This window comes from Pseudomonas sp. PSPC2-3 (assembly GCF_049898265.1).
GTDB classification, from domain to species: domain Bacteria; phylum Pseudomonadota; class Gammaproteobacteria; order Pseudomonadales; family Pseudomonadaceae; genus Aquipseudomonas; species Aquipseudomonas veronii.
In genome coordinates this window covers 151,922-169,997 of sequence record NZ_JAFCXJ010000004.1, presented here as the reverse complement: position 1 = coordinate 169,997, position 18,076 = coordinate 151,922, and the positions used below count along the sequence as shown (strand labels likewise).

Annotated in this window: 21 protein-coding genes and 1 tRNA gene; 3 read left to right on the top strand and 19 right to left on the bottom strand. The window is 59.3% G+C overall.

Going from position 1 to position 18,076, the window contains the following annotated elements; translation table 11 throughout:
• Nucleotides 1-7: 7 nt before the first annotated feature.
• The 12 genes from rlmN to trmJ all read right to left on the bottom strand — a co-directional run bounded on the left by rlmN (nucleotide 8) and on the right by trmJ (nucleotide 9,160).
• Entirely contained in the window at nucleotides 8-1,156 is a 1,149-nt protein-coding gene (gene rlmN, locus ACP7E3_RS10780) for a 23S rRNA (adenine(2503)-C(2))-methyltransferase RlmN (RefSeq protein WP_017846178.1), read from the bottom strand.
• A 28-nt stretch (nucleotides 1,157-1,184) separates the two neighbouring features.
• Nucleotides 1,185-1,610, bottom strand: coding sequence for a nucleoside-diphosphate kinase (gene ndk / locus ACP7E3_RS10775; protein WP_017846179.1), 426 nt, complete (start codon nucleotides 1,608-1,610; stop codon nucleotides 1,185-1,187).
• A gap of 91 nt (nucleotides 1,611-1,701) precedes the next feature.
• Nucleotides 1,702-1,902, bottom strand: a complete 201-nt coding sequence (gene iscX / locus ACP7E3_RS10770) for a Fe-S cluster assembly protein IscX (protein ID WP_057004581.1) — start codon at nucleotides 1,900-1,902, stop codon at nucleotides 1,702-1,704.
• A 14-nt stretch (nucleotides 1,903-1,916) separates the two neighbouring features.
• Nucleotides 1,917-2,258, bottom strand: a complete 342-nt coding sequence (gene fdx / locus ACP7E3_RS10765; RefSeq protein ID WP_104904502.1) for an ISC system 2Fe-2S type ferredoxin — start codon at nucleotides 2,256-2,258, stop codon at nucleotides 1,917-1,919.
• Between the two features lie 3 nt (nucleotides 2,259-2,261).
• Nucleotides 2,262-4,124, bottom strand: coding sequence for a Fe-S protein assembly chaperone HscA (gene hscA, locus ACP7E3_RS10760; protein ID WP_046382175.1), 1,863 nt, complete (start codon nucleotides 4,122-4,124; stop codon nucleotides 2,262-2,264).
• 51 nt (nucleotides 4,125-4,175) lie between these two features.
• Nucleotides 4,176-4,697 carry a co-chaperone HscB gene (gene hscB, locus ACP7E3_RS10755; protein WP_046382174.1) on the bottom strand — a complete coding sequence of 174 codons (522 nt, stop codon included), beginning with the start codon at nucleotides 4,695-4,697 and terminating at the stop codon, nucleotides 4,176-4,178.
• 8 nt (nucleotides 4,698-4,705) lie between these two features.
• Complete coding sequence (gene iscA / locus ACP7E3_RS10750) at nucleotides 4,706-5,029, bottom strand: iron-sulfur cluster assembly protein IscA (protein ID WP_010565230.1); 324 nt, start codon at nucleotides 5,027-5,029, stop codon at nucleotides 4,706-4,708.
• A 29-nt stretch (nucleotides 5,030-5,058) separates the two neighbouring features.
• Complete coding sequence (gene iscU / locus ACP7E3_RS10745; protein WP_003443374.1) at nucleotides 5,059-5,445, bottom strand: Fe-S cluster assembly scaffold IscU; 387 nt, start codon at nucleotides 5,443-5,445, stop codon at nucleotides 5,059-5,061.
• A 99-nt stretch (nucleotides 5,446-5,544) separates the two neighbouring features.
• Entirely contained in the window at nucleotides 5,545-6,759 is a 1,215-nt protein-coding gene (locus ACP7E3_RS10740; RefSeq protein WP_046382173.1) for an IscS subfamily cysteine desulfurase, read from the bottom strand.
• A gap of 50 nt (nucleotides 6,760-6,809) precedes the next feature.
• The gene (iscR, locus tag ACP7E3_RS10735) at nucleotides 6,810-7,301 is read right to left on the bottom strand and encodes a Fe-S cluster assembly transcriptional regulator IscR (RefSeq protein WP_003194020.1); all 492 of its coding nucleotides are present in this window, start codon (nucleotides 7,299-7,301) and stop codon (nucleotides 6,810-6,812) included.
• 303 nt (nucleotides 7,302-7,604) lie between these two features.
• The gene (cysE, locus tag ACP7E3_RS10730; RefSeq protein ID WP_046382172.1) at nucleotides 7,605-8,387 is read right to left on the bottom strand and encodes a serine O-acetyltransferase; all 783 of its coding nucleotides are present in this window, start codon (nucleotides 8,385-8,387) and stop codon (nucleotides 7,605-7,607) included.
• 2 nt (nucleotides 8,388-8,389) lie between these two features.
• Nucleotides 8,390-9,160, bottom strand: a complete 771-nt coding sequence (trmJ, locus tag ACP7E3_RS10725; protein WP_003210307.1) for a tRNA (cytosine(32)/uridine(32)-2'-O)-methyltransferase TrmJ — start codon at nucleotides 9,158-9,160, stop codon at nucleotides 8,390-8,392.
• A gap of 145 nt (nucleotides 9,161-9,305) precedes the next feature.
• On the opposite strand from trmJ, the gene suhB reads away from it, so the two are divergent.
• Nucleotides 9,306-10,121 (top strand): inositol-phosphate phosphatase, encoded by an 816-nt coding sequence (gene suhB / locus ACP7E3_RS10720; protein ID WP_017846186.1) that lies wholly within the window; start codon nucleotides 9,306-9,308, stop codon nucleotides 10,119-10,121.
• A 206-nt stretch (nucleotides 10,122-10,327) separates the two neighbouring features.
• Here suhB and ACP7E3_RS10715 read toward each other — a convergent pair whose 3' ends face one another.
• The 6 genes from ACP7E3_RS10715 to queA form a co-directional block, all read right to left on the bottom strand.
• Nucleotides 10,328-10,870, bottom strand: a complete 543-nt coding sequence (locus ACP7E3_RS10715) for a glycine zipper 2TM domain-containing protein (RefSeq protein WP_017846187.1) — start codon at nucleotides 10,868-10,870, stop codon at nucleotides 10,328-10,330.
• A gap of 124 nt (nucleotides 10,871-10,994) precedes the next feature.
• Entirely contained in the window at nucleotides 10,995-11,909 is a 915-nt protein-coding gene (secF, locus tag ACP7E3_RS10710) for a protein translocase subunit SecF (RefSeq protein ID WP_017846188.1), read from the bottom strand.
• A gap of 9 nt (nucleotides 11,910-11,918) precedes the next feature.
• Entirely contained in the window at nucleotides 11,919-13,787 is a 1,869-nt protein-coding gene (gene secD, locus ACP7E3_RS10705; protein WP_057004584.1) for a protein translocase subunit SecD, read from the bottom strand.
• 62 nt (nucleotides 13,788-13,849) lie between these two features.
• The gene (gene yajC / locus ACP7E3_RS10700; RefSeq protein ID WP_003175975.1) at nucleotides 13,850-14,188 is read right to left on the bottom strand and encodes a preprotein translocase subunit YajC; all 339 of its coding nucleotides are present in this window, start codon (nucleotides 14,186-14,188) and stop codon (nucleotides 13,850-13,852) included.
• Nucleotides 14,189-14,231: 43 nt separating this feature from the next.
• Entirely contained in the window at nucleotides 14,232-15,347 is a 1,116-nt protein-coding gene (gene tgt / locus ACP7E3_RS10695; protein ID WP_010565220.1) for a tRNA guanosine(34) transglycosylase Tgt, read from the bottom strand.
• A 5-nt stretch (nucleotides 15,348-15,352) separates the two neighbouring features.
• Nucleotides 15,353-16,402: a tRNA preQ1(34) S-adenosylmethionine ribosyltransferase-isomerase QueA gene (gene queA / locus ACP7E3_RS10690; protein WP_426123085.1), complete on the bottom strand. Its 1,050-nt coding sequence runs from the start codon at nucleotides 16,400-16,402 to the stop codon at nucleotides 15,353-15,355.
• Nucleotides 16,403-16,510: 108 nt separating this feature from the next.
• Here queA and ACP7E3_RS10685 point away from each other — a divergent pair.
• Nucleotides 16,511-16,595 (top strand) — tRNA-Leu (locus tag ACP7E3_RS10685).
• Between the two features lie 163 nt (nucleotides 16,596-16,758).
• Here ACP7E3_RS10685 and ACP7E3_RS10680 read toward each other — a convergent pair.
• On the bottom strand, nucleotides 16,759-17,067 hold the full coding sequence (locus tag ACP7E3_RS10680; protein WP_017846211.1) for a DUF3077 domain-containing protein: 309 nt from the start codon (nucleotides 17,065-17,067) through the stop codon (nucleotides 16,759-16,761).
• A gap of 566 nt (nucleotides 17,068-17,633) precedes the next feature.
• Here ACP7E3_RS10680 and ACP7E3_RS10675 point away from each other — a divergent pair.
• Nucleotides 17,634-18,011 carry a c-type cytochrome gene (locus ACP7E3_RS10675; protein WP_169866147.1) on the top strand — a complete coding sequence of 126 codons (378 nt, stop codon included), beginning with the start codon at nucleotides 17,634-17,636 and terminating at the stop codon, nucleotides 18,009-18,011.
• Nucleotides 18,012-18,076 lie beyond the last annotated feature (65 nt).

The following is an 18,076-nucleotide window of genomic DNA, read 5'->3' as shown; positions in this document are numbered from 1 at the left end:
TCCTCTCTCAGGTTCGAGTCGCGGCGCTTTGCGGCACATCGTCGGCGGCGCTCAGTTCGCGCACGGCGATATAACGTTCGCTGCGACGGGTGCGATCCAGCACCTGTCCTACCAATTGGCCACAGGCGGCATCGATGTCTTCACCACGGGTGGTACGCACGGTGACGTTGAAGCCGGCCTGGTGCAGTTGATCCTGGAAACGGCGGATGGCGTTGTTGCTCGGCCGCTCATAGCCAGAATGGGGAAACGGGTTGAACGGAATCAGGTTGATCTTGCACGGGATGTTCTTGAGCAACTCGATCATCTCGATCGCGTGTTCGACCTTGTCGTTGATGTCCTTGAGCAAGGTGTACTCGATGGTCAGCACGCGCTTTTCGCCCAGGGACGACATGTAGCGCTGGCAAGATTCAAGCAGCATCTTAAGCGGATACTTCTTGTTGATCGGCACCAATTGGTTACGCAATGCGTCATTGGGTGCGTGCAGCGACAACGCCAGGGAGACGTCGATGTGCTTGGACAGCTCATCGATCATCGGCACCACGCCGGAGGTCGACAGGGTCACACGGCGCTTGGAGATGCCGTAACCCAGGTCGTCCATCATCAGGTGCATGGCCGCGATCACGTTGTCGAAGTTCAGCAGCGGCTCACCCATGCCCATCATCACCACGTTGGTGATGGCACGGTCGACGGTCGCCGGGACGCTGCCAAAGGATTTGTTGGCAATCCACACCTGGCCGATGACTTCGGCGGCAGTGAGGTTGCTATTGAAGCCTTGCTTGCCGGTGGAGCAGAAACTGCAGTCCAGGGCACAGCCTGCCTGGGACGAAACGCACAAGGTGCCACGTTTGCCCTGGGGAATGTAGACGGTCTCGACGCAGCTGCCGGACGCCACGCGCACCACCCACTTACGGGTGCCGTCGCTGGAGATGTCCTCGCTGACAACTTCGGGACCACGGACCTCGGCAATAGCCTTGAGCTTGTCGCGCAGGGCCTTGCTGACGTTCGTCATGGCGTCGAAATCATCGACGCCAAAGTGGTGAATCCATTTCATTACCTGACCGGCACGGAAACGCTTCTCCCCGATCGAGTCGAAGAATTTTTCCATTTCCTGTTGAGTCAGACCCAGCAGGTTGGTTTTTACAGTCGATGTAGTCATGGATTCACCTTCACTCTTAAGCCAATGCTTAGCGAGTGGTTACTTCAGTAGCTGCGAAGAAGTACGAAATTTCGCGGGCAGCAGCGGCTTCGGAGTCCGAACCGTGTACAGCGTTGGCGTCGATGGAATCAGCGAAATCAGCACGGATGGTGCCGGCAGCTGCTTCTTTAGGGTTGGTAGCGCCCATCAGCTCACGGTTCAGAGCGATAGCGTTTTCGCCTTCCAGAACCTGAACGACAACAGGACCGGAGATCATGAAGGCAACCAGGTCGCCGAAGAAGCCACGAGCGCTGTGCTCAGCGTAGAAGCCTTCAGCTTCAGCCTTGGACAGTTGCTTGAGTTTCGAGGCTACAACCTTCAGGCCGGCTTTTTCGAAACGAGTGGTGATCTCGCCGATGACGTTTTTTGCAACAGCGTCAGGCTTGATGATGGAGAAAGTACGTTGAACAGCCATGGTGTAACTCCAGAAACGGTAATTTGCGAAAAATTAAACCCGCGAATTATACGCGGGTTCTTGGGTATTGCCTAACTGCGTAAAGGAGGCGTCAGTCCTGTTCTTCGTTCCAGGCAGTCTGGATCGCTTCCAGGACCTTTTCACCGCCGCGGTCGCGCTCATCGTCAAACCCAGGCAAAGCCATGACCATGTCACGCAAAGCGACAAAGTTCAGCGAGTAGGGATCCATATCCGGATTGCCATCGGCCAACAGGATAGCGATCTCTTGCACATCAACCCATTTAAGACTCATGACACTTCCTTGAATCAATGCGGCGCTTCGGCCGCATGGTTGAGCGAATATTTCGGAATTTCGACGGTGATGTCTTCGGTCCCGACCTTGGCCTGACAGCTTAGGCGAGAAGTCGGCTCCAGGCCCCAGGCACGGTCAAGAAAGTCTTCTTCCAACTCGTCAGCTTCTTCCAGAGAGTCGAAACCCTCGCGAATGATGCAGTGACAAGTGGTGCAAGCGCAGACACCGCCGCAGGCACTTTCGATCTCGATGTGGTTGTCATGGGCAACTTCGAGGATGGACTTGCCGGTCTCAGCCTCCACGACCATACCGTCCGGGCAATGCTCGGCGTGTGGCAGAAAAATGACCTGCGGCATCAATTATTCCTCAATTTCATTCAGGTTGCGGCCCGCCAGGGCGGCTTTTACCGTCTGGTTCATGCGGCGGGCAGCGAAGGCATCGGTCACTTGCGACAGGCGCTTGGTCTGCTGCTCGATGGCATAGCCATCGGAGCCTTTCATCAATTCGGCCAGTTCCTGCATCTGCAGGTCGATGACCATGCGCTCTTCGGCATCCAGCAGGCGTTCGCCGTCGACATCCAGAGCGCCCTGCACCGCTTCGAGCAGGCGCTGGGCATCGACTTGCTGCTCGCGCAGCACGCGGGCGACCTTGTCGTCACTGGCATACTGGAACGAATCCTTGAGCATCTTGGCGATTTCGCCGTCGGTCAGGCCGTAGGACGGCTTGACCTGGATGCTGGCTTCAACGCCCGAGCCCAATTCACGCGCAGCCACACTGAGCAGGCCATCGGCGTCGACCTGGAAGGTCACGCGAATCTTCGCCGCGCCCGCGACCATCGCCGGGATACCGCGCAATTCGAAGCGCGCCAGGGAGCGGCAGTCGCTGATCAGCTCGCGCTCGCCCTGCAGCACATGAATCATCATGGCCGTCTGGCCGTCTTTGTAGGTGGTGAAATCCTGGGCGCGGGCGACGGGGATGGTGGTGTTGCGCGGAATCACCTTCTCCATCAGGCCACCCATGGTTTCCAGGCCCAGGGACAGCGGAATCACGTCGAGCAGCAACAGTTCGCCACCGTCGCGCTTGTTGCCCGCCAGGGTATCGGCCTGGATCGCGGCACCAATGGCCACCACTTGATCCGGGTCGATTTCTGTCAGCGGCTGACGACCGAACGCTTCGGCAACGGCTTCGCGCACGCGCGGCACGCGGGTCGAACCACCGACCATGACCACGGCAGCCACGTCTTCGAGCTCTACGCCGGAGTCACGCACGGCGCGGCGACAGGCTTTGAGGCTGCGGGCGACCATCGGCTCGATCAGCGCATCGAAGGCTTCGCGAGTCAGTTTGGCCGACCAATTGCCGTAGGAAACGTCAACAGAGGCCGCGTCAGTCAGGGCCTCTTTGGCGGCGCAGGCGGTTTGCAGCAGATGGCGCTGCTCGCCCGGGTCCAGGTCATCGGACAAACCGGCACTGCTGATGATCCAGCGCGCGATCGCATGGTCGAAGTCATCGCCGCCCAGGGCAGTATCGCCGCCGGTGGCCAACACTTCGAAGACCCCGCCGGTCAGGCGCAGGATCGAAATATCAAAGGTACCGCCGCCCAGGTCGTAAATGGCGACCAGGCCTTCGGCCTGCTGGTCGAGGCCATAGGCCACGGCGGCCGCGGTCGGCTCATTGAGCAGGCGCAGTACGTTCAGGCCGGCGAGTTTCGCCGCGTCCTTGGTCGCCTGGCGCTGGGCGTCGTCGAAATACGCCGGCACGGTGATCACCGCCCCCACCAGTTCGCCGCCCAGGGTGGTCTCTGCGCGCTGGCGCAGCACCTTGAGGATATCGGCCGACACTTCCACCGGGCTTTTCGGGCCCTGGACGGTGTCGATGAACGGCATGTGCGACTCGCCGCCGACAAAGCGGTACGGCAGTTGATCGCCCAATTGCTTGACGTCGGACAACCCACGACCCATCAAGCGCTTGACCGACAGCACGGTGTTCAACGGGTCAGTGGACGCCGCCAGCTTGGCCGACTCACCGACTTCAGTGCGATCGGCGTGATAGCGCACCGCCGACGGCAGGATCACCTGGCCATCAGCATCGGGCAACGGCTCGGACAGGCCGCTGCGCAAGGCGGCGACCAGGGAATTGGTGGTGCCCAAGTCAATCCCGACCGCCAGGCGACGCTGGTGCGGTTGAGGACTTTGGCCGGGTTCGGCGATCTGCAGTAGGGCCATGGTAATCAGGTCTTATCTGTCTTTCAGGCGTGCAACAGGAGCAGCGCTGGGTTAATCGTCGAGGCGCTCTTCTAACTGGCGCACTTCGTAGGAGAGCTTGTCGAGGAACTGCATGCGCCGCATCAGGCGTTCGGCCTGCTCACGTTGCGCTGCATCGTCCCAACAGGCTGCGAAGCTTTCGTTGAGCTCATCCTGGGCCACTTTCAGACGCCGCTTGAAGACTGCGACACCCGCCAGATCGGCTTCGTCCTGCAAGTCTTCGAGTTCCTCGCGCCACTGCATCTGCTGCATCAGAAAGTCCGGATCATGCACCGTGACTTCCAGCGGCAACTCACCACCGTTCATCGCGAGCAGGTAACGCGCGCGCTTGGGGGGGCTTTTGAGGGTCTGATAGGCTTCGTTGAGGCTGGCCGACTGCTCCAGCGCCAGGCGCTGTTCACGCTCGGAAGCGTCGGCAAAGCGGTCCGGATGCACGCCACGCGCCAATTCACGGTAGCGCGTGGCAAGCTGCTCGAGGTCCAGCCGAAAGCTCGGTTGCAACTCGAATAAAGCGAAATGACAAGGAGTGCCCACAAGTAGCCTCAGATGTTGAAGCTTTCGCCGCAGCCACATTCACCGCGCACGTTGGGGTTGTTGAACTTGAAGCCTTCGTTCAACCCTTCCTTGACGAAATCGAGTTCGGTGCCGTCCAGGTAGGTCAGGCTTTTCGGGTCGATGATCACTTTCTCGCCGTGACTTTCGAACACCTGATCTTCCGCCACCACCTCGTCGACGAACTCCAGCACATAGGCAAGGCCGGAACAGCCCGTGGTGCGAACACCCAGACGAATCCCCTCACCTTTACCGCGCCCATCCAGGGAGCGTCGCACGTGCCGCGCAGCCGCTTCTGTCATGCTGATAGCCATCGTTGACTCCTTACTCGTCGCCAAATGCTTTAGATCAAGCCTTTCTTCTGCTTGTAGTCGCGAACGGCCGCCTTGATGGCGTCTTCTGCGAGTACGGAGCAGTGAATCTTCACTGGCGGCAAGGCCAGTTCTTCGGCCAGCTGAGTGTTCTTGATGGTCTCTGCTTCATCCAGAGTCTTGCCTTTCATCCACTCGGTCGCCAGGGAGCTGGAGGCGATGGCCGAACCGCAGCCGTAAGTCTTGAACTTGGCGTCTTCGATGATGCCTTGTTCGTTGACCTTGATCTGCAGGCGCATCACATCGCCGCACGCCGGAGCGCCGACCATGCCGGTGCCGACATCAGGGTCTTCCGCGTCCATCTTGCCGACGTTGCGCGGGTTTTCGTAGTGGTCGATGACCTTTTCGCTGTAAGCCATGGTACTGAATCCTCACTCATCAGGGCCGCTCTGGAACCCTGTAAAAACGTCTGCGTTTTCCGCCACGTTCCTACAGAGCTGGGGTGGCGGCTTCTATAGTTAGTGTGCCGCCCACTCGATCTTGGAAATGTCGATGCCGTCTTTGTACATGTCCCACAGCGGCGACAAGGTGCGCAGCTTGGTGACGGCCTCGCAGACTTTCTGCGCGGCGTAGTCGACTTCTTCTTCGGTGGTGAAACGGCCAAACGTAAAGCGGATCGAGCTGTGCGCCAGTTCGTCGTTGCGGCCCAGGGCGCGCAGTACGTAGGACGGCTCAAGGGAGGCCGAGGTGCAGGCCGAACCGGACGAAACCGCCAGGTCCTTGAGCGCCATGATCAGCGACTCGCCTTCGACGTAGTTGAAGCTCAAATTCAGGTTGTGCGGTACACGGGCAGTCATGCTGCCGTTGATGTACAGCTCTTCAAGGTTTTCGACCTGCTTGTAGAAGCGATCGCTCAGGCCCTTGATACGCACGTTTTCGGCAGCCATTTCTTCCTTGGCGATACGGAACGCTTCGCCCATGCCGACGATCTGGTGAGTCGCCAGGGTGCCCGAACGCATGCCGCGCTCGTGACCGCCGCCGTGCATGGTGGCTTCAATACGCACGCGAGGCTTGCGACTCACGTACAGGGCTCCGATGCCTTTGGGGCCGTAGGTTTTGTGCGCCGAGAACGACATCAGGTCGACTTTCAGCTTCGACAGGTCGATGTCGACCTTGCCGGTGGACTGAGCCGCGTCGACGTGCAGCAACACACCTTTGGAGCGGGTCAGCTCGCCGATGGCCGCGATGTCGTTGATGGTGCCGATTTCGTTGTTCACGTGGATCACGGAAACCAGGATGGTGTCTTCACGCATGGCCGCTTCGATCATCGCCGGCGTCACGATACCGTCGGTGGTCGGCTCGATGTAGGTGACTTCGAACCCTTCACGCTCCAGCTGGCGCATGGTGTCGAGGACCGCCTTGTGCTCGATCTTCGTGGTGATCAGGTGCTTGCCTTTGGTCGCGTAGAAATGCGCGGCGCCCTTGATTGCCAGGTTGTCGGATTCGGTGGCACCGGAGGTCCAGACGATTTCGCGTGGATCTGCACCCACCAGGTCGGCGACTTGGCGACGAGCGTTTTCAACCGCTTCTTCGGCTTTCCAGCCGAATACGTGGGAACGCGACGCCGGGTTGCCGAAGTTTCCGTCAACCAGCAGGCATTCGCTCATCTTTTGCGCGACACGCGGATCAACCGGGGTGGTCGCTGAGTAATCAAGGTAAATCGGCAATTTCATGGACTTTCTCCTAAATCAGGCTGGCTGGCGTGCCGTTAGCTCTTCGGCTGTCACTCGACGGCGGACGCTTCAATCTTGTCCAGACGCGGCGCCTTGGTGTTGCAACGGCGCTGGTCCTGACGCTGGGCTACTTCTTGCACCTCACGGCGAGTCACAAGATCAGCCAAGCTGATACCACTCAAAAACTCATGGATCTGCAGGCTCAAGTCACACCACAAGTGGTGGGTCAGGCAGGTGTCGCCGGCATGGCAATCACCCAAACCCTGGCATTTGGTGGCATCGACGGATTCGTTGACCGCGTCGATCACCTGGGCCACCTGGATGCCCTGCATGTCGCGGGACAGTTGATAGCCACCACCCGGCCCACGCACACTGGAGACCAGATTGCTGCGGCGCAATTTGGCGAACAGTTGCTCGAGGTAGGACAGGGAAATGCCTTGGCGCTCGGAGATATCGGCCAGGGACACCGGCCCAGTTTGCGCGTGCAAAGCCAAGTCAAGCATGGCGGTCACCGCGTATCGGCCTTTTGTAGTCAGTCTCATGGACAAGTACCAAGGTGTTTCAGAATGGGAGCAAGTATGCTATTCCCGAGTATTTAAGTCAACTATAAGACCTAGTACTTTAGTCAGGATTACCCGTAAAAAGGGCGCGCAAATAATAGCAGGATGGGGTGGGGACGAACAGAAGGAACAGCGGCCAAGCAGGAATTCCAAGACCAATGGAGAACAACCTGTGGGAGGGGGCTTGCTCCCGATGGCGAAGGACCAGTCAATGTATGGGTGACTGCCCCACCGCTATCGGGAGCAAGCCCCTTCCCACAGGGGACTTTTGGTGATCGCGAGGCTTCAGCCAGCCTTGGTGGCGGCTTCGTCTTTGATCTCGGCGAAGTCCTCTTCGCGCAGCTCAGGCAGGTCTTTCGCACAATAGTTACTGCCCAGTTCCTTCAGCGCGCCGCACATGCCGTCCAGCTTGCCGTCTACCGCCTGCAGGTGGTCGAGCAACTGGCCGATGGCACGGGCCACCGGGTCGGGCATGTCTTCGCTGACGCCGTAGGCATCGAAGCCGATCTTCTCAGCCATAGCCTTGCGCTTGGCTTCCTGCTCATCGCCGACTTCCGGCTTGACGATGATGCGCCCCGGAATGCCGACCACGGTTGCGCCCGGCGGCACCGCCTTGGTCACCACCGCATTGGAGCCGACCTTGGCCCCTGCCCCCACGGTGAACGGACCCAGCACCTTGGCGCCTGCCCCGACCACTACACCGTTTTCCAGGGTCGGGTGACGCTTGCCCTTGTTCCAGCTGGTGCCGCCCAGGGTTACGCCCTGGTACAGGGTCACGTCGTCACCGATTTCGGCGGTCTCGCCAATCACGATGCCCATGCCATGGTCGATAAAGAAGCGGCGGCCGACCTTGGCGCCCGGGTGAATCTCGATGCCGGTCAACCAGCGCCCAAAGTTGGACACCACCCGCGCCAGCCATTTCCAGCCCATGCCCCACAAGGCACCGGACAGGCGATGAATCCAGATCGCATGCATGCCCGGGTAGCAGGTCAGTACTTCAAAGGCGTTGCGCGCCGCCGGGTCACGGTGGAAAACACTCTGGATATCTTCTCGCAAACGCTCGAACATTTTTAATCCTTCCGCTTAAGAAGCTCGCCACGGGCCGCTTTCTGGGTTTCCGTGAGGATGCCACGCAATATATTCATTTCCGCCCGGCTGACCGAGCTGCGTCCGTACAGACGACGCAGGCGCGCCATCAAGTGCCGCGGTTTTTCCGGATCGAGGAATTCGATGGCCACCAGGGTTTGCTCCAGGTGTTCATAGAACCGCTCCAGCTCGTCCATGGTGGCCAACTCACCACTCTTGGTCGACGCCACTTCATCCTTCTCAACCTTGCTCGGCTGCCCTTCAGCGGCCAGCCAGGCCATGCGTACTTCGTAACTCAACACCTGCACCGCCGCCCCGAGGTTCAGCGAGCTGAACTCCGGGTCTGATGGAATATGCACATGATAATGACATCGCTGCAGCTCTTCGTTGGTCAGGCCGGAGTCTTCACGGCCGAACACCAGGGCGATTTCAGCGCCGCCGGCGGCCTCTTCCACCACTTTGGTCCCGCATTCACGCGGATCGAGCAATGGCCAGGGGATGCGCCGGTCGCGGGCGCTGGTGCCGAGCACCAGGTTGCAGCCGACCAATGCGTCTTCCAAAGTGGCGACGACCTGGGCTTTTTCAAGGATGTCATTGGCGCCGGATGCGCGGGCATCGGCCTCGTGGTGCGGGAACACGCGCGGCTCGACCAGCACCAGGCGCGTCAGCCCCATGTTTTTCATGGCTCGCGCCACCCCGCCGATATTGCCGGGATGACTGGTATTGACCAAGACGACACGAATGTTTTGCAGCAAGGGAGGCGCTCTCGGACACGGGAAAGGGGAGCAAATCTTACAGAACAGCCTAAGGTTATGCCACGAAAGCTCACGCCGTCCTTCACCTGAAGAAAGTTTCTGCTAGAATGCTCGGCTTTCTTTAACAACCTTAGGTGACACATCCATGCAGCCCATGCTGAATATCGCGCTGCGCGCCGCCCGCAGCGCCAGTGAATTGATCTTCCGCTCCATCGAGCGCCTGGATACCATCAAGGTCGACGAAAAAGACGCCAAGGATTATGTGTCCGAGGTGGATCGCGCCGCCGAACAGAAAATCATCGACGCCCTGCGCAAGGCCTACCCGACCCACGGCATTCTCGGCGAAGAAACCGGCCTGCACAAAGGCAGCGGCGAAGGCGAAGACTACCTGTGGATCATCGATCCACTGGATGGCACCACCAACTTCCTGCGCGGTATCCCCCACTTTGCCGTGAGCATTGCCTGCAAATACCGTGGCCGCCTGGAACACGCCGTTGTGCTGGACCCGGTTCGCCAGGAAGAATTCACCGCCAGCCGTGGCCGTGGCGCCCAGCTGAACGGTCGTCGCCTGCGCGTCAGCGGCCGCACCAGCCTGGACGGCGCCCTGCTGGGCACCGGCTTCCCATTCCGTGACGACCAGATGGACAACCTGGACAACTACCTGGGTATGTTCCGCGCCCTGGTTGGCCAGACCGCCGGCATCCGCCGCGCCGGTGCAGCCAGCCTGGACCTGGCCTACGTCGCCGCCGGTCGTTTCGATGCCTTCTGGGAATCGGGCCTGTCCGAGTGGGACATGGCAGCGGGCGCCCTGCTGATCCAAGAGGCCGGCGGCCTGGTGAGCGACTTCACCGGCGGTCATGACTTCCTGGAGAAAGGCCACGTGGTAGCCGGCAACACCAAATGCTTCAAGGCAGTGCTGACGGCGATCCAGCCGCACCTGCCGGCTTCGCTGAAGCGCTAAGCGAGCGAGCACAAAAAAGCACCCTTCGGGGTGCTTTTTTTATGCCTGGAATTTGGTGTGAGCTTAAATACCAGCAACACCACAAGCCAACTGTGGGAGGGGGGCTTGCCCCCCGATAGCGGAGTTTCAGCTACAGATAGGCTGACTGACACACCGCCATCGGGGGCAAGCCCCCTCCCACATTGTGAACTGTGCCAGGCCCGGGGTTATTGCTGGTTCTGGCCCAGGATCAGACGCCCCTCTTTATCGACCGGGATCTGGCCGCCTGGGTCACGATCCATACGCACCGAACCTTCCTTGCCATCCAAGGTGTAACGCACGTCATAACCGACGACCTTGTCGCTGATGTCGTTGACGGTGTTACAACGGGTTTGCGTGGTGGTGTAGGTATCGCGGTTCTGCATGCCTTCCTGCACCTTGTTACCGGCATAACCGCCACCGACCGCACCGGCCACGGTGGCCAGCTTCTTACCGTTACCGCCACCGATCTGGTTGCCCAACAGGCCACCGGCCAGCGCACCGACCACCGTACCGACGATCTGGTGTTGATCCTGCACCGGCTTCTGCCGGGTCACGGCGACGTCCTTGCAGACCTCGCGCGGGGTTTTAATCTGGGTTTTCACCGGCTGCACCGCCAGCACTTGCGCATACTCAGGGCCGCTTTTTACCAGGCTGTAGGTGGCAACAGCACCCCCGGCAGTCACACCGACAGCACCCAATACCGCACCAACCAGTAACGACTTGTTCACGTTGAACCTCCTGACCATCACAAACGGACCGAAAGATCCGCGCTATACCCAGCCTTGGAGCAAAAAAAAAGGCGCGAGTTCAATACTCGCGCCTTCTTTGTAACAGCAGATCAACAACCACCCATCAAGGGCGGTCGTCGACCTCCTTGCCAGTCGCGGCCGGAGGGATCAGGTCTTCGCTGTTGAGGTTCAGCCAGATCAGCACCACGTTGGCGATGTAGATCGACGAGTAGGTGCCCGCCAGAACGCCGATAAACAGCGCCAGGGAGAAGCCCCACAGGTTGTCGCCACCGAAGATCATCAGTGCTGCGATCGCCAGCAAGGTGGAGATCGACGTCGCCATGGTGCGCAACAGGGTCTGGGTGGTGGAGATGTTGATGTTCTCGATCAACGTCGCCTTGCGCAGTACGCGGAAGTTCTCGCGAACCCGGTCGAATACCACGATGGTGTCGTTGAGCGAGTAACCAATGATCGCCAGCACCGCGGCCAGCACAGTCAGGTCGAAGGTGATCTGGAAGTACGCCAGGATGCCCACGGTCACGACCACGTCGTGGATCAGCGAGACAATGGCGCCGACACCGAACTTCCACTGAAAGCGGAACGCCAGGTAGATCATGATGCCGACCAGCGCCATCAGCATGCCGAGGCCGCCCTGGTCGCGCAGCTCTTCACCCACTTGCGGGCCGACGAACTCGACGCGCTTGACCGCCGCCGGGTTATCACCGCCGACCTTCTGCAAGGCCTCGGCAACCTGGTGACCCAGTTGCGGGTCTTCGCCCGGCATCCGCACCAGCAGATCGGTGGTCGCACCAAAGCTCTGCACGATAGCTTCGTGATAGCCGGCCTTGACCAGCTCTTCGCGCACCTGAGTCACGTCGGCCGGCTTCTCGTAGGTCAGCTCGATGAGCGTACCGCCGGTGAAGTCCAGACCGTAGTTCAGGCCCTTATGGAACCAGCTGAACAACGCCAGAACGGTAAGGAGCACGGTGACGCCGAACGCAATATTGCGAACGCCCATGAAGTTGATTGTACGTAACATGGCAGCCCCTTAAATCCACAACTTCTTGAAGTCACGCCCGCCAAAGATCAGGTTGACCATTGCGCGGGTCACCATGATGGCCGTGAACATCGAGGTAAAGATACCGAGGGACATGGTCACCGCAAAACCTTTGACCGGGCCGGTGCCCATGGCAAAGAGAATCCCGCCGACCAGCAATGTGGTCAGGTTGGAGTCGAGAATCGCGGTAAATGCCCGGCCGAAGCCTTCGTTGATTGCGCGCTGCACGGTCATGCCGGCGGCGATCTCTTCACGAATCCGCGAGAAGATCAGCACGTTGGCGTCCACCGCCATCCCCATGGTGAGGACGATACCGGCGATGCCTGGCAGGGTCAGCGTAGCGCCCAGCAACGACATCAAGGCCAGCAGCATCACCATGTTGCCCGCCAGGGCCACGGTGGCGATGATGCCGAAGAAGCGGTAGATGGCGATGATGAACAGCGACACGAACAGCATGCCCCACAAGGCCGCATCGATACCCTTGGTGATGTTGTCGGCACCCAGGCTCGGGCCGATGGTGCGTTCTTCAGCGAAGTACATCGGCGCAGCCAGGCCACCGGCACGCAGCAGCAGGGCCAGTTCCGAGGATTCGCCCTGGCCGTTCAGGCCGGTGATGCGGAACTGAGCACCCAGCGGCGACTGGATGGTCGCCAGGCTGATGATCTTCTTCTCTTCCTTGAAGGTCTGCACCGGCACGTCTTTCTCGACGCCGTTGACCATTTGCTTGGTGTAGGTGGTGATCGGGCGTTGCTCGATGAAGATCACCGCCATGCTGCGCCCGACGTTGCTGCGCGTGGCGCGGCTCATCAGTTCGCCACCATGGCCATCCAGGCGGATGTTCACTTCAGGCGTACCGTGCTCGCCGAAACCGGCCTTGGCGTCAGTCACCTGGTCGCCGGTGATGATCAAGCCACGCTCGATCTGCGCCGCAGGGCGGTTGCCTTCACGGAACTCGAACGTCTCGGAAGTGGCTTTGGAAGCACCCGGCTCGGCGGCCAGACGGAATTCCAGGTTGGCGGTCTTGCCGAGGATACGCTTGGCTTCAGCGGTATCCTGCACGCCCGGCAGCTCAACCACGATGCGGTTGGCGCCCTGGCGCTGAACGATCGGCTCGGCCACACCCAGCTCGTTGACGCGGTTACGCACCGTGGTCAAGTTCTGCTTGATGGAGTATTCGCGGATTTCCGCCAGCTTGGCCGGGGTCATCGCCAGACGCAGTACAGGTTGACCGTTGAGGTCGGCCGGTACGATGTCGAAATCGTTGAAGTTCTTGCGGATCAGCGCACGGGCCTGCTCGCGGGAAGCTTCGTCAGAGAAGCCCAGCTGGATGGCACCGTTGAGCTGCGGCAGGCTGCGATAACGCAACTTCTCTTTACGCAGCAGGCTCTTCACGTCGCCTTCGTAGACTTTCAGGCGCGCGTCGAGGGCTTTGTCCATGTCGACTTCCAGCAGGAAGTGCACACCACCGGACAAGTCCAGACCCAGCTTCATCGGGTGCGCGCCAATGCTGCGCAGCCATTTTGGCGTGGTCTGTGCCAGGTTGAGCGCGACAACGTAGTCGTCACCCATGGCCTTGCGCACGACGTCTTTGGCCGGCAATTGGTCTTCTTGCTTGGTCAGGCGCAACAAGCCGCCCTTCGCATCAGCTGCCAACGTTGCCGCTTTGACCTGGATGCCCGCATCGGTGAGCGCTTTGCTCGCGCGTTCCAGGTCAGCCTGATTGACCTTCAGCGAAGTGCTGGCGCCAGAGATCTGGATCGCAGGGTCATCAGGATAGAGATTGGGAGCGGAATAAATAAAACCGATCGCCAGCACCGCCAGGATCAGTAGGTATTTCCACAGAGGGTATTTGTTCAGCATCACGCCGCCCGCTTATAACGCGGGGCGCCTTGCGCGCCCCGTCGATTGGTAAAAGTTGTTACTCAGATCGCTTTGAGCGTGCCTTTAGGCAGCGTGGCGGCGATGGCGCCCTTCTGGAACTTCATTTCGACGGTGTCGGAGACTTCCAGAACCACGAAAGCATCGGAAACCTTGGTGATCTTGCCCGCGATACCGCCGGTGGTCACGACTTCGTCACCTTTCTGCAGGCTGCCGAGCAGGTTTTTCTGCTCTTTGGCGCGCTTGGCCTGTGGACGCCAGATCATCAGGTAGAAGATGACCAGGAAGCCGACCAGGAAAATCCACTCGAAACCACCGCCCATAGGGCCGGCAGCAGCAGGCGCAGCGGCATCAGCCATGGCGTTAGAGATAAAAAAGCTCATTTAGCACTCCAGTTGCAAATAGTGAATCTTAGGGTCGGAAAACTCAGTCCAAGGGCGGCACAGGGAGCCCGCGCTTGGCATAGAAGGCATCGACGAAGGCGGCCAATGTACCCTGTTGAATAGCCTCGCGCAAACCAGCCATCAGGACTTGGTAATGACGCAAATTGTGGATGGTATTCAACATGCTACCCAGCATTTCCCCACACTTGTCCAGATGGTGCAGATAAGCACGGGAGAAGTTCTGGCAGGTATAGCAGTCACAGGTGGGATCCAGCGGCGAATCATCATGGCGATGGAACGCGTTACGGATCTTCAGCACGCCTGTATCGATGAACAGATGCCCATTGCGGGCATTACGGGTTGGCATCACGCAATCGAACATGTCCACACCGCGGCGCACACCCTCTACGAGATCCTCCGGTTTGCCAACGCCCATAAGGTAACGAGGTTTGTCAGCGGGCATCAGGCCCGGCAGGTAATCCAGCACCTTGATCATCTCGTGCTTGGGTTCACCCACCGACAGACCGCCGATGGCCAGGCCGTCGAAGCCGATCTTATCCAGGCCTTCCAGCGAGCGCTTGCGCAGGCTTTCATGCATGCCGCCCTGGACGATACCGAACAGCGCCGCAGTGTTGTCGCCGTGGGCGTTCTTCGAGCGCTGGGCCCAACGCAGCGACAACTCCATGGAAACCCGCGCGACGTCTTCGTCGGCCGGGTACGGCGTGCATTCGTCGAAAATCATCACGATGTCGGAGCCCAGGTCGCGCTGGACCTGCATCGACTCTTCCGGCCCCATGAACACTTTGGAACCGTCGACCGGCGAGGCGAAGGTCACGCCCTCCTCCTTGATCTTGCGCATGGCGCCCAGGCTGAACACCTGGAAACCACCCGAGTCAGTGAGGATCGGGCCTTGCCACTTCATGAAGTCATGCAGGTCGCCGTGCTTCTTGATCACTTCCGTGCCCGGGCGCAGCCACAGGTGGAAGGTGTTGCCGAGGATGATTTCGGCGCCGGTGGCGACGATATCGCGCGGCAGCATGCCTTTGACGGTGCCGTAGGTGCCGACCGGCATGAACGCCGGGGTCTCTACCGTACCGCGCGGAAAGGTCAGACGACCGCGACGGGCTTTGCCGTCAGTGGCCAGCAATTCAAACGACATACGACTCATAGTTGTTCCTCTGGGCCGCGTGGCGCCGGATTACGGGTGATAAACATCGCATCACCGTAGCTGAAAAAACGGTATCCATTGTCGATGGCAGCCTGATAAGCAGCCATGGTTTCCGGATAACCGGCAAATGCCGACACCAGCATCAACAGCGTGGATTCCGGCAAATGGAAGTTGGTCACCAGCGCATCGACCACATGAAACGGCCGGCCTGGGTAAATAAAGATATCGGTGTCGCCGCTGAACGGCTTGAGCACGCCATCACGCGCCGCGCTTTCCAGCGAACGCACGCTGGTGGTGCCCACGGCAATCACCCGCCCGCCGCGCGCCTTGCACGCATTGACTGCATCCACGACGTCCTGGCTGACTTCCAGCCATTCGCTGTGCATATGGTGGTCTTCGATGTTATCCACACGCACCGGCTGAAACGTGCCGGCCCCCACGTGCAGGGTCACATACGCGCTCTCGACGCCCTTGGCGGCGATCGCATCCAGCAGCGGCTGGTCGAAATGCAGCCCGGCCGTCGGCGCGGCGACAGCACCGAGACGCTGGGAATACACCGTCTGATAGCGCTCGCGGTCCGCATCTTCGTCGGGGCGGTCTATATAAGGAGGCAACGGCATATGGCCGACGCGCTCCAGCAGCGGCAACACTTCCTCGGCAAACTTGAGCTCGAACAACGCATCATGACGCGCCACCATCTCGGCCTCGCCACCGCCATCGATCTGCAGAGTCGAACCCGGTTTCGGCGACTTGCTGGAGCGCACATGGGCCAGCACGCGATGGCTGTCCAGCACCCGCTCCACCAGAATTTCCAGCTTGCCGCCGGAAGCTTTCTGGCCAAACAGCCGCGCCGGAATCACCCGGGTATTGTTGAACACCATCAAATCGCCCGGGCGCAAATGCTCAAGCAAATCAGTGAATTGACGGTGTGCGAGGGCACCGCTGAGCCCGTCCAGGGTCAGCAGTCGACTGGCGCGACGCTCGGCCAAAGGGTGGCGGGCGATCAGCGAATCAGGGAGCTCAAAAGTAAAGTCAGCAACGCGCATGATGGGGTTCGTCTAGCAGGGCCGGGAAGTCTAGCGGAAATAGTCAAAATTGACCATGAAACGTGATTGACCAACGGTAATCTCATCTCTATACTTCGCCGCCATTGAGCCCTGATGGCGGAATTGGTAGACGCGGCGGATTCAAAATCCGTTTTCGAAAGGAGTGGGAGTTCGAGTCTCCCTCGGGGCACCATCTTAAAAAAAGACCTTGAAATTCAAGGTCTTTTTTTTCGCCTGTCGAAAAGTGGGCAACCAGCAAAATCCCCGACCAGCGCAACATCAACTTGAAACACAGCCCCTTGTGGGAGCTGGCTTGCCTGCGATAGCGTCAGCCGCAACACCCTCAAACCACCAGACTAACTACCCGCCACTTCACCCTCCTCCGTCACCCCATTGGCCAACATCCCATTCGCCAAATCATCCACCACCGCCTTCGCCATCTCCCCCAAATAATGCGCCGCCCAGGCATAACGATCCGCGCCCGTGTCCATGGCGGCATCCAACGCCAGCAGTTTTGAACAGTGGAGAAGTTCGGAGGCATGCTCCAACGCATCGCGGATGGGCACGCCGGCGTTCACGCGGAATAGTCGGTGAAGGTTGGGCTGCTTGCCACAGGTGGAAAAGGTGATGACGCCGAGGGTTTTGTTGAGGGGTGGGTTGATCATTGGGCACCTCCTGGATGGGCGGAGGTGTGGGTGGTGGGGTTGTGAGGGTATGACCTGTCAGAAATGCTCATGGTTTTAGCTCCTAATGTAGAGAGCTGCCACGTTCGTTTCTCATGCGAATGGGTGGCAGCTATGCGCGGGCTGAGAAACCGGGACAATAGGAACCCGGCAGACCCGAAGGTCTCCCACGCATAGCCGCCATTGCACAGACATGCGGCACAAAAAAGCGCCAACAGTCTAATGGATGGTGGCGCCTATGCGCCTATTGTTTCTCGGATTCTCAAGTCCGGTCGCTGGGTTGGAAGCGACGGGGAGAAAGTTAGCGCAGGAGCGATTGGGGTTGAAAGTCAGTATCTGTGGCGAAAAATTTCCGTTAGGTCGGTCGGGGACGCCGATTCCCCCAGATGCAGGAAACAACCGGGGTCTACCCCCGATTACCTCCGGGAAAACGTGTTGGTTTAATGGGCATCAGAAATGACCGTGTGCGCCGACGCGATGGCTGATATCTTTCCCGCGCGCCCAATCGTGTCCAATCGACGCCGGTCCCATCAAGGAAGATAAAAACAATGAAAGTAGTGCTCATCGCTTCGCTAGGAATGTTGTCGCTGACTCAAACATCACTATCCTTCGCGGATAATGCTAATGGAAAAAATCTCTATCTACAGCGATGCAGCATGTGCCATGGAATGGATCTCAAAGCAACAGGACCGCTGGCTAAAAAAAGTAATCCGCCGACTCCTGATCTAACAACGCTCGCTTTCAAAAAACGATTAAATGATTATCCGGGCGTGATTGTGTCTTCGATAATACTTCGCCCAAATGGCGACTTAATTCCAAAAACCTTGCGAGAGAATGGAGTAAAGCTATCGCCGCACTCATGGAGCGTTAAGGATTTTCGCGATTTAAATCAATACATGGGTGGCGTTATTTCAAAAACCCGATGACCGTCGAAGTGCCTGGTCCTGTGCTGTCTCCGTGGATTGACATGACGCTTTAAGCGCTCTGCCAA

What these genes read in the sequence shown, in the direction of transcription:
- rlmN (WP_017846178.1), bottom strand. Translation starts at nt 1,156, where the DNA reads ATGACTACATCGACTGTAAAAACCAACCTGCTGGGTCTGACTCAACAG.
- ndk (WP_017846179.1), bottom strand. Translation starts at nt 1,610, where the DNA reads ATGGCTGTTCAACGTACTTTCTCCATCATCAAGCCTGACGCTGTTGCA.
- iscX (WP_057004581.1), bottom strand. Translation starts at nt 1,902, where the DNA reads ATGAGTCTTAAATGGGTTGATGTGCAAGAGATCGCTATCCTGTTGGCC.
- fdx (WP_104904502.1), bottom strand. Translation starts at nt 2,258, where the DNA reads ATGCCGCAGGTCATTTTTCTGCCACACGCCGAGCATTGCCCGGACGGT.
- hscA (WP_046382175.1), bottom strand. Translation starts at nt 4,124, where the DNA reads ATGGCCCTACTGCAGATCGCCGAACCCGGCCAAAGTCCTCAACCGCAC.
- iscA (WP_010565230.1), bottom strand. Translation starts at nt 5,029, where the DNA reads ATGGCTATCAGCATGACAGAAGCGGCTGCGCGGCACGTGCGACGCTCC.
- iscU (WP_003443374.1), bottom strand. Translation starts at nt 5,445, where the DNA reads ATGGCTTACAGCGAAAAGGTCATCGACCACTACGAAAACCCGCGCAAC.
- ACP7E3_RS10740 (WP_046382173.1), bottom strand. Translation starts at nt 6,759, where the DNA reads ATGAAATTGCCGATTTACCTTGATTACTCAGCGACCACCCCGGTTGAT.
- iscR (WP_003194020.1), bottom strand. Translation starts at nt 7,301, where the DNA reads ATGAGACTGACTACAAAAGGCCGATACGCGGTGACCGCCATGCTTGAC.
- cysE (WP_046382172.1), bottom strand. Translation starts at nt 8,387, where the DNA reads ATGTTCGAGCGTTTGCGAGAAGATATCCAGAGTGTTTTCCACCGTGAC.
- suhB (WP_017846186.1), top strand. Translation starts at nt 9,306, where the DNA reads ATGCAGCCCATGCTGAATATCGCGCTGCGCGCCGCCCGCAGCGCCAGT.
- secF (WP_017846188.1), bottom strand. Translation starts at nt 11,909, where the DNA reads ATGTTACGTACAATCAACTTCATGGGCGTTCGCAATATTGCGTTCGGC.
- secD (WP_057004584.1), bottom strand. Translation starts at nt 13,787, where the DNA reads ATGCTGAACAAATACCCTCTGTGGAAATACCTACTGATCCTGGCGGTG.
- yajC (WP_003175975.1), bottom strand. Translation starts at nt 14,188, where the DNA reads ATGAGCTTTTTTATCTCTAACGCCATGGCTGATGCCGCTGCGCCTGCT.
- tgt (WP_010565220.1), bottom strand. Translation starts at nt 15,347, where the DNA reads ATGTCGTTTGAATTGCTGGCCACTGACGGCAAAGCCCGTCGCGGTCGT.
- queA (WP_426123085.1), bottom strand. Translation starts at nt 16,402, where the DNA reads ATGCGCGTTGCTGACTTTACTTTTGAGCTCCCTGATTCGCTGATCGCC.
- ACP7E3_RS10680 (WP_017846211.1), bottom strand. Translation starts at nt 17,067, where the DNA reads ATGATCAACCCACCCCTCAACAAAACCCTCGGCGTCATCACCTTTTCC.
- ACP7E3_RS10675 (WP_169866147.1), top strand. Translation starts at nt 17,634, where the DNA reads ATGAAAGTAGTGCTCATCGCTTCGCTAGGAATGTTGTCGCTGACTCAA.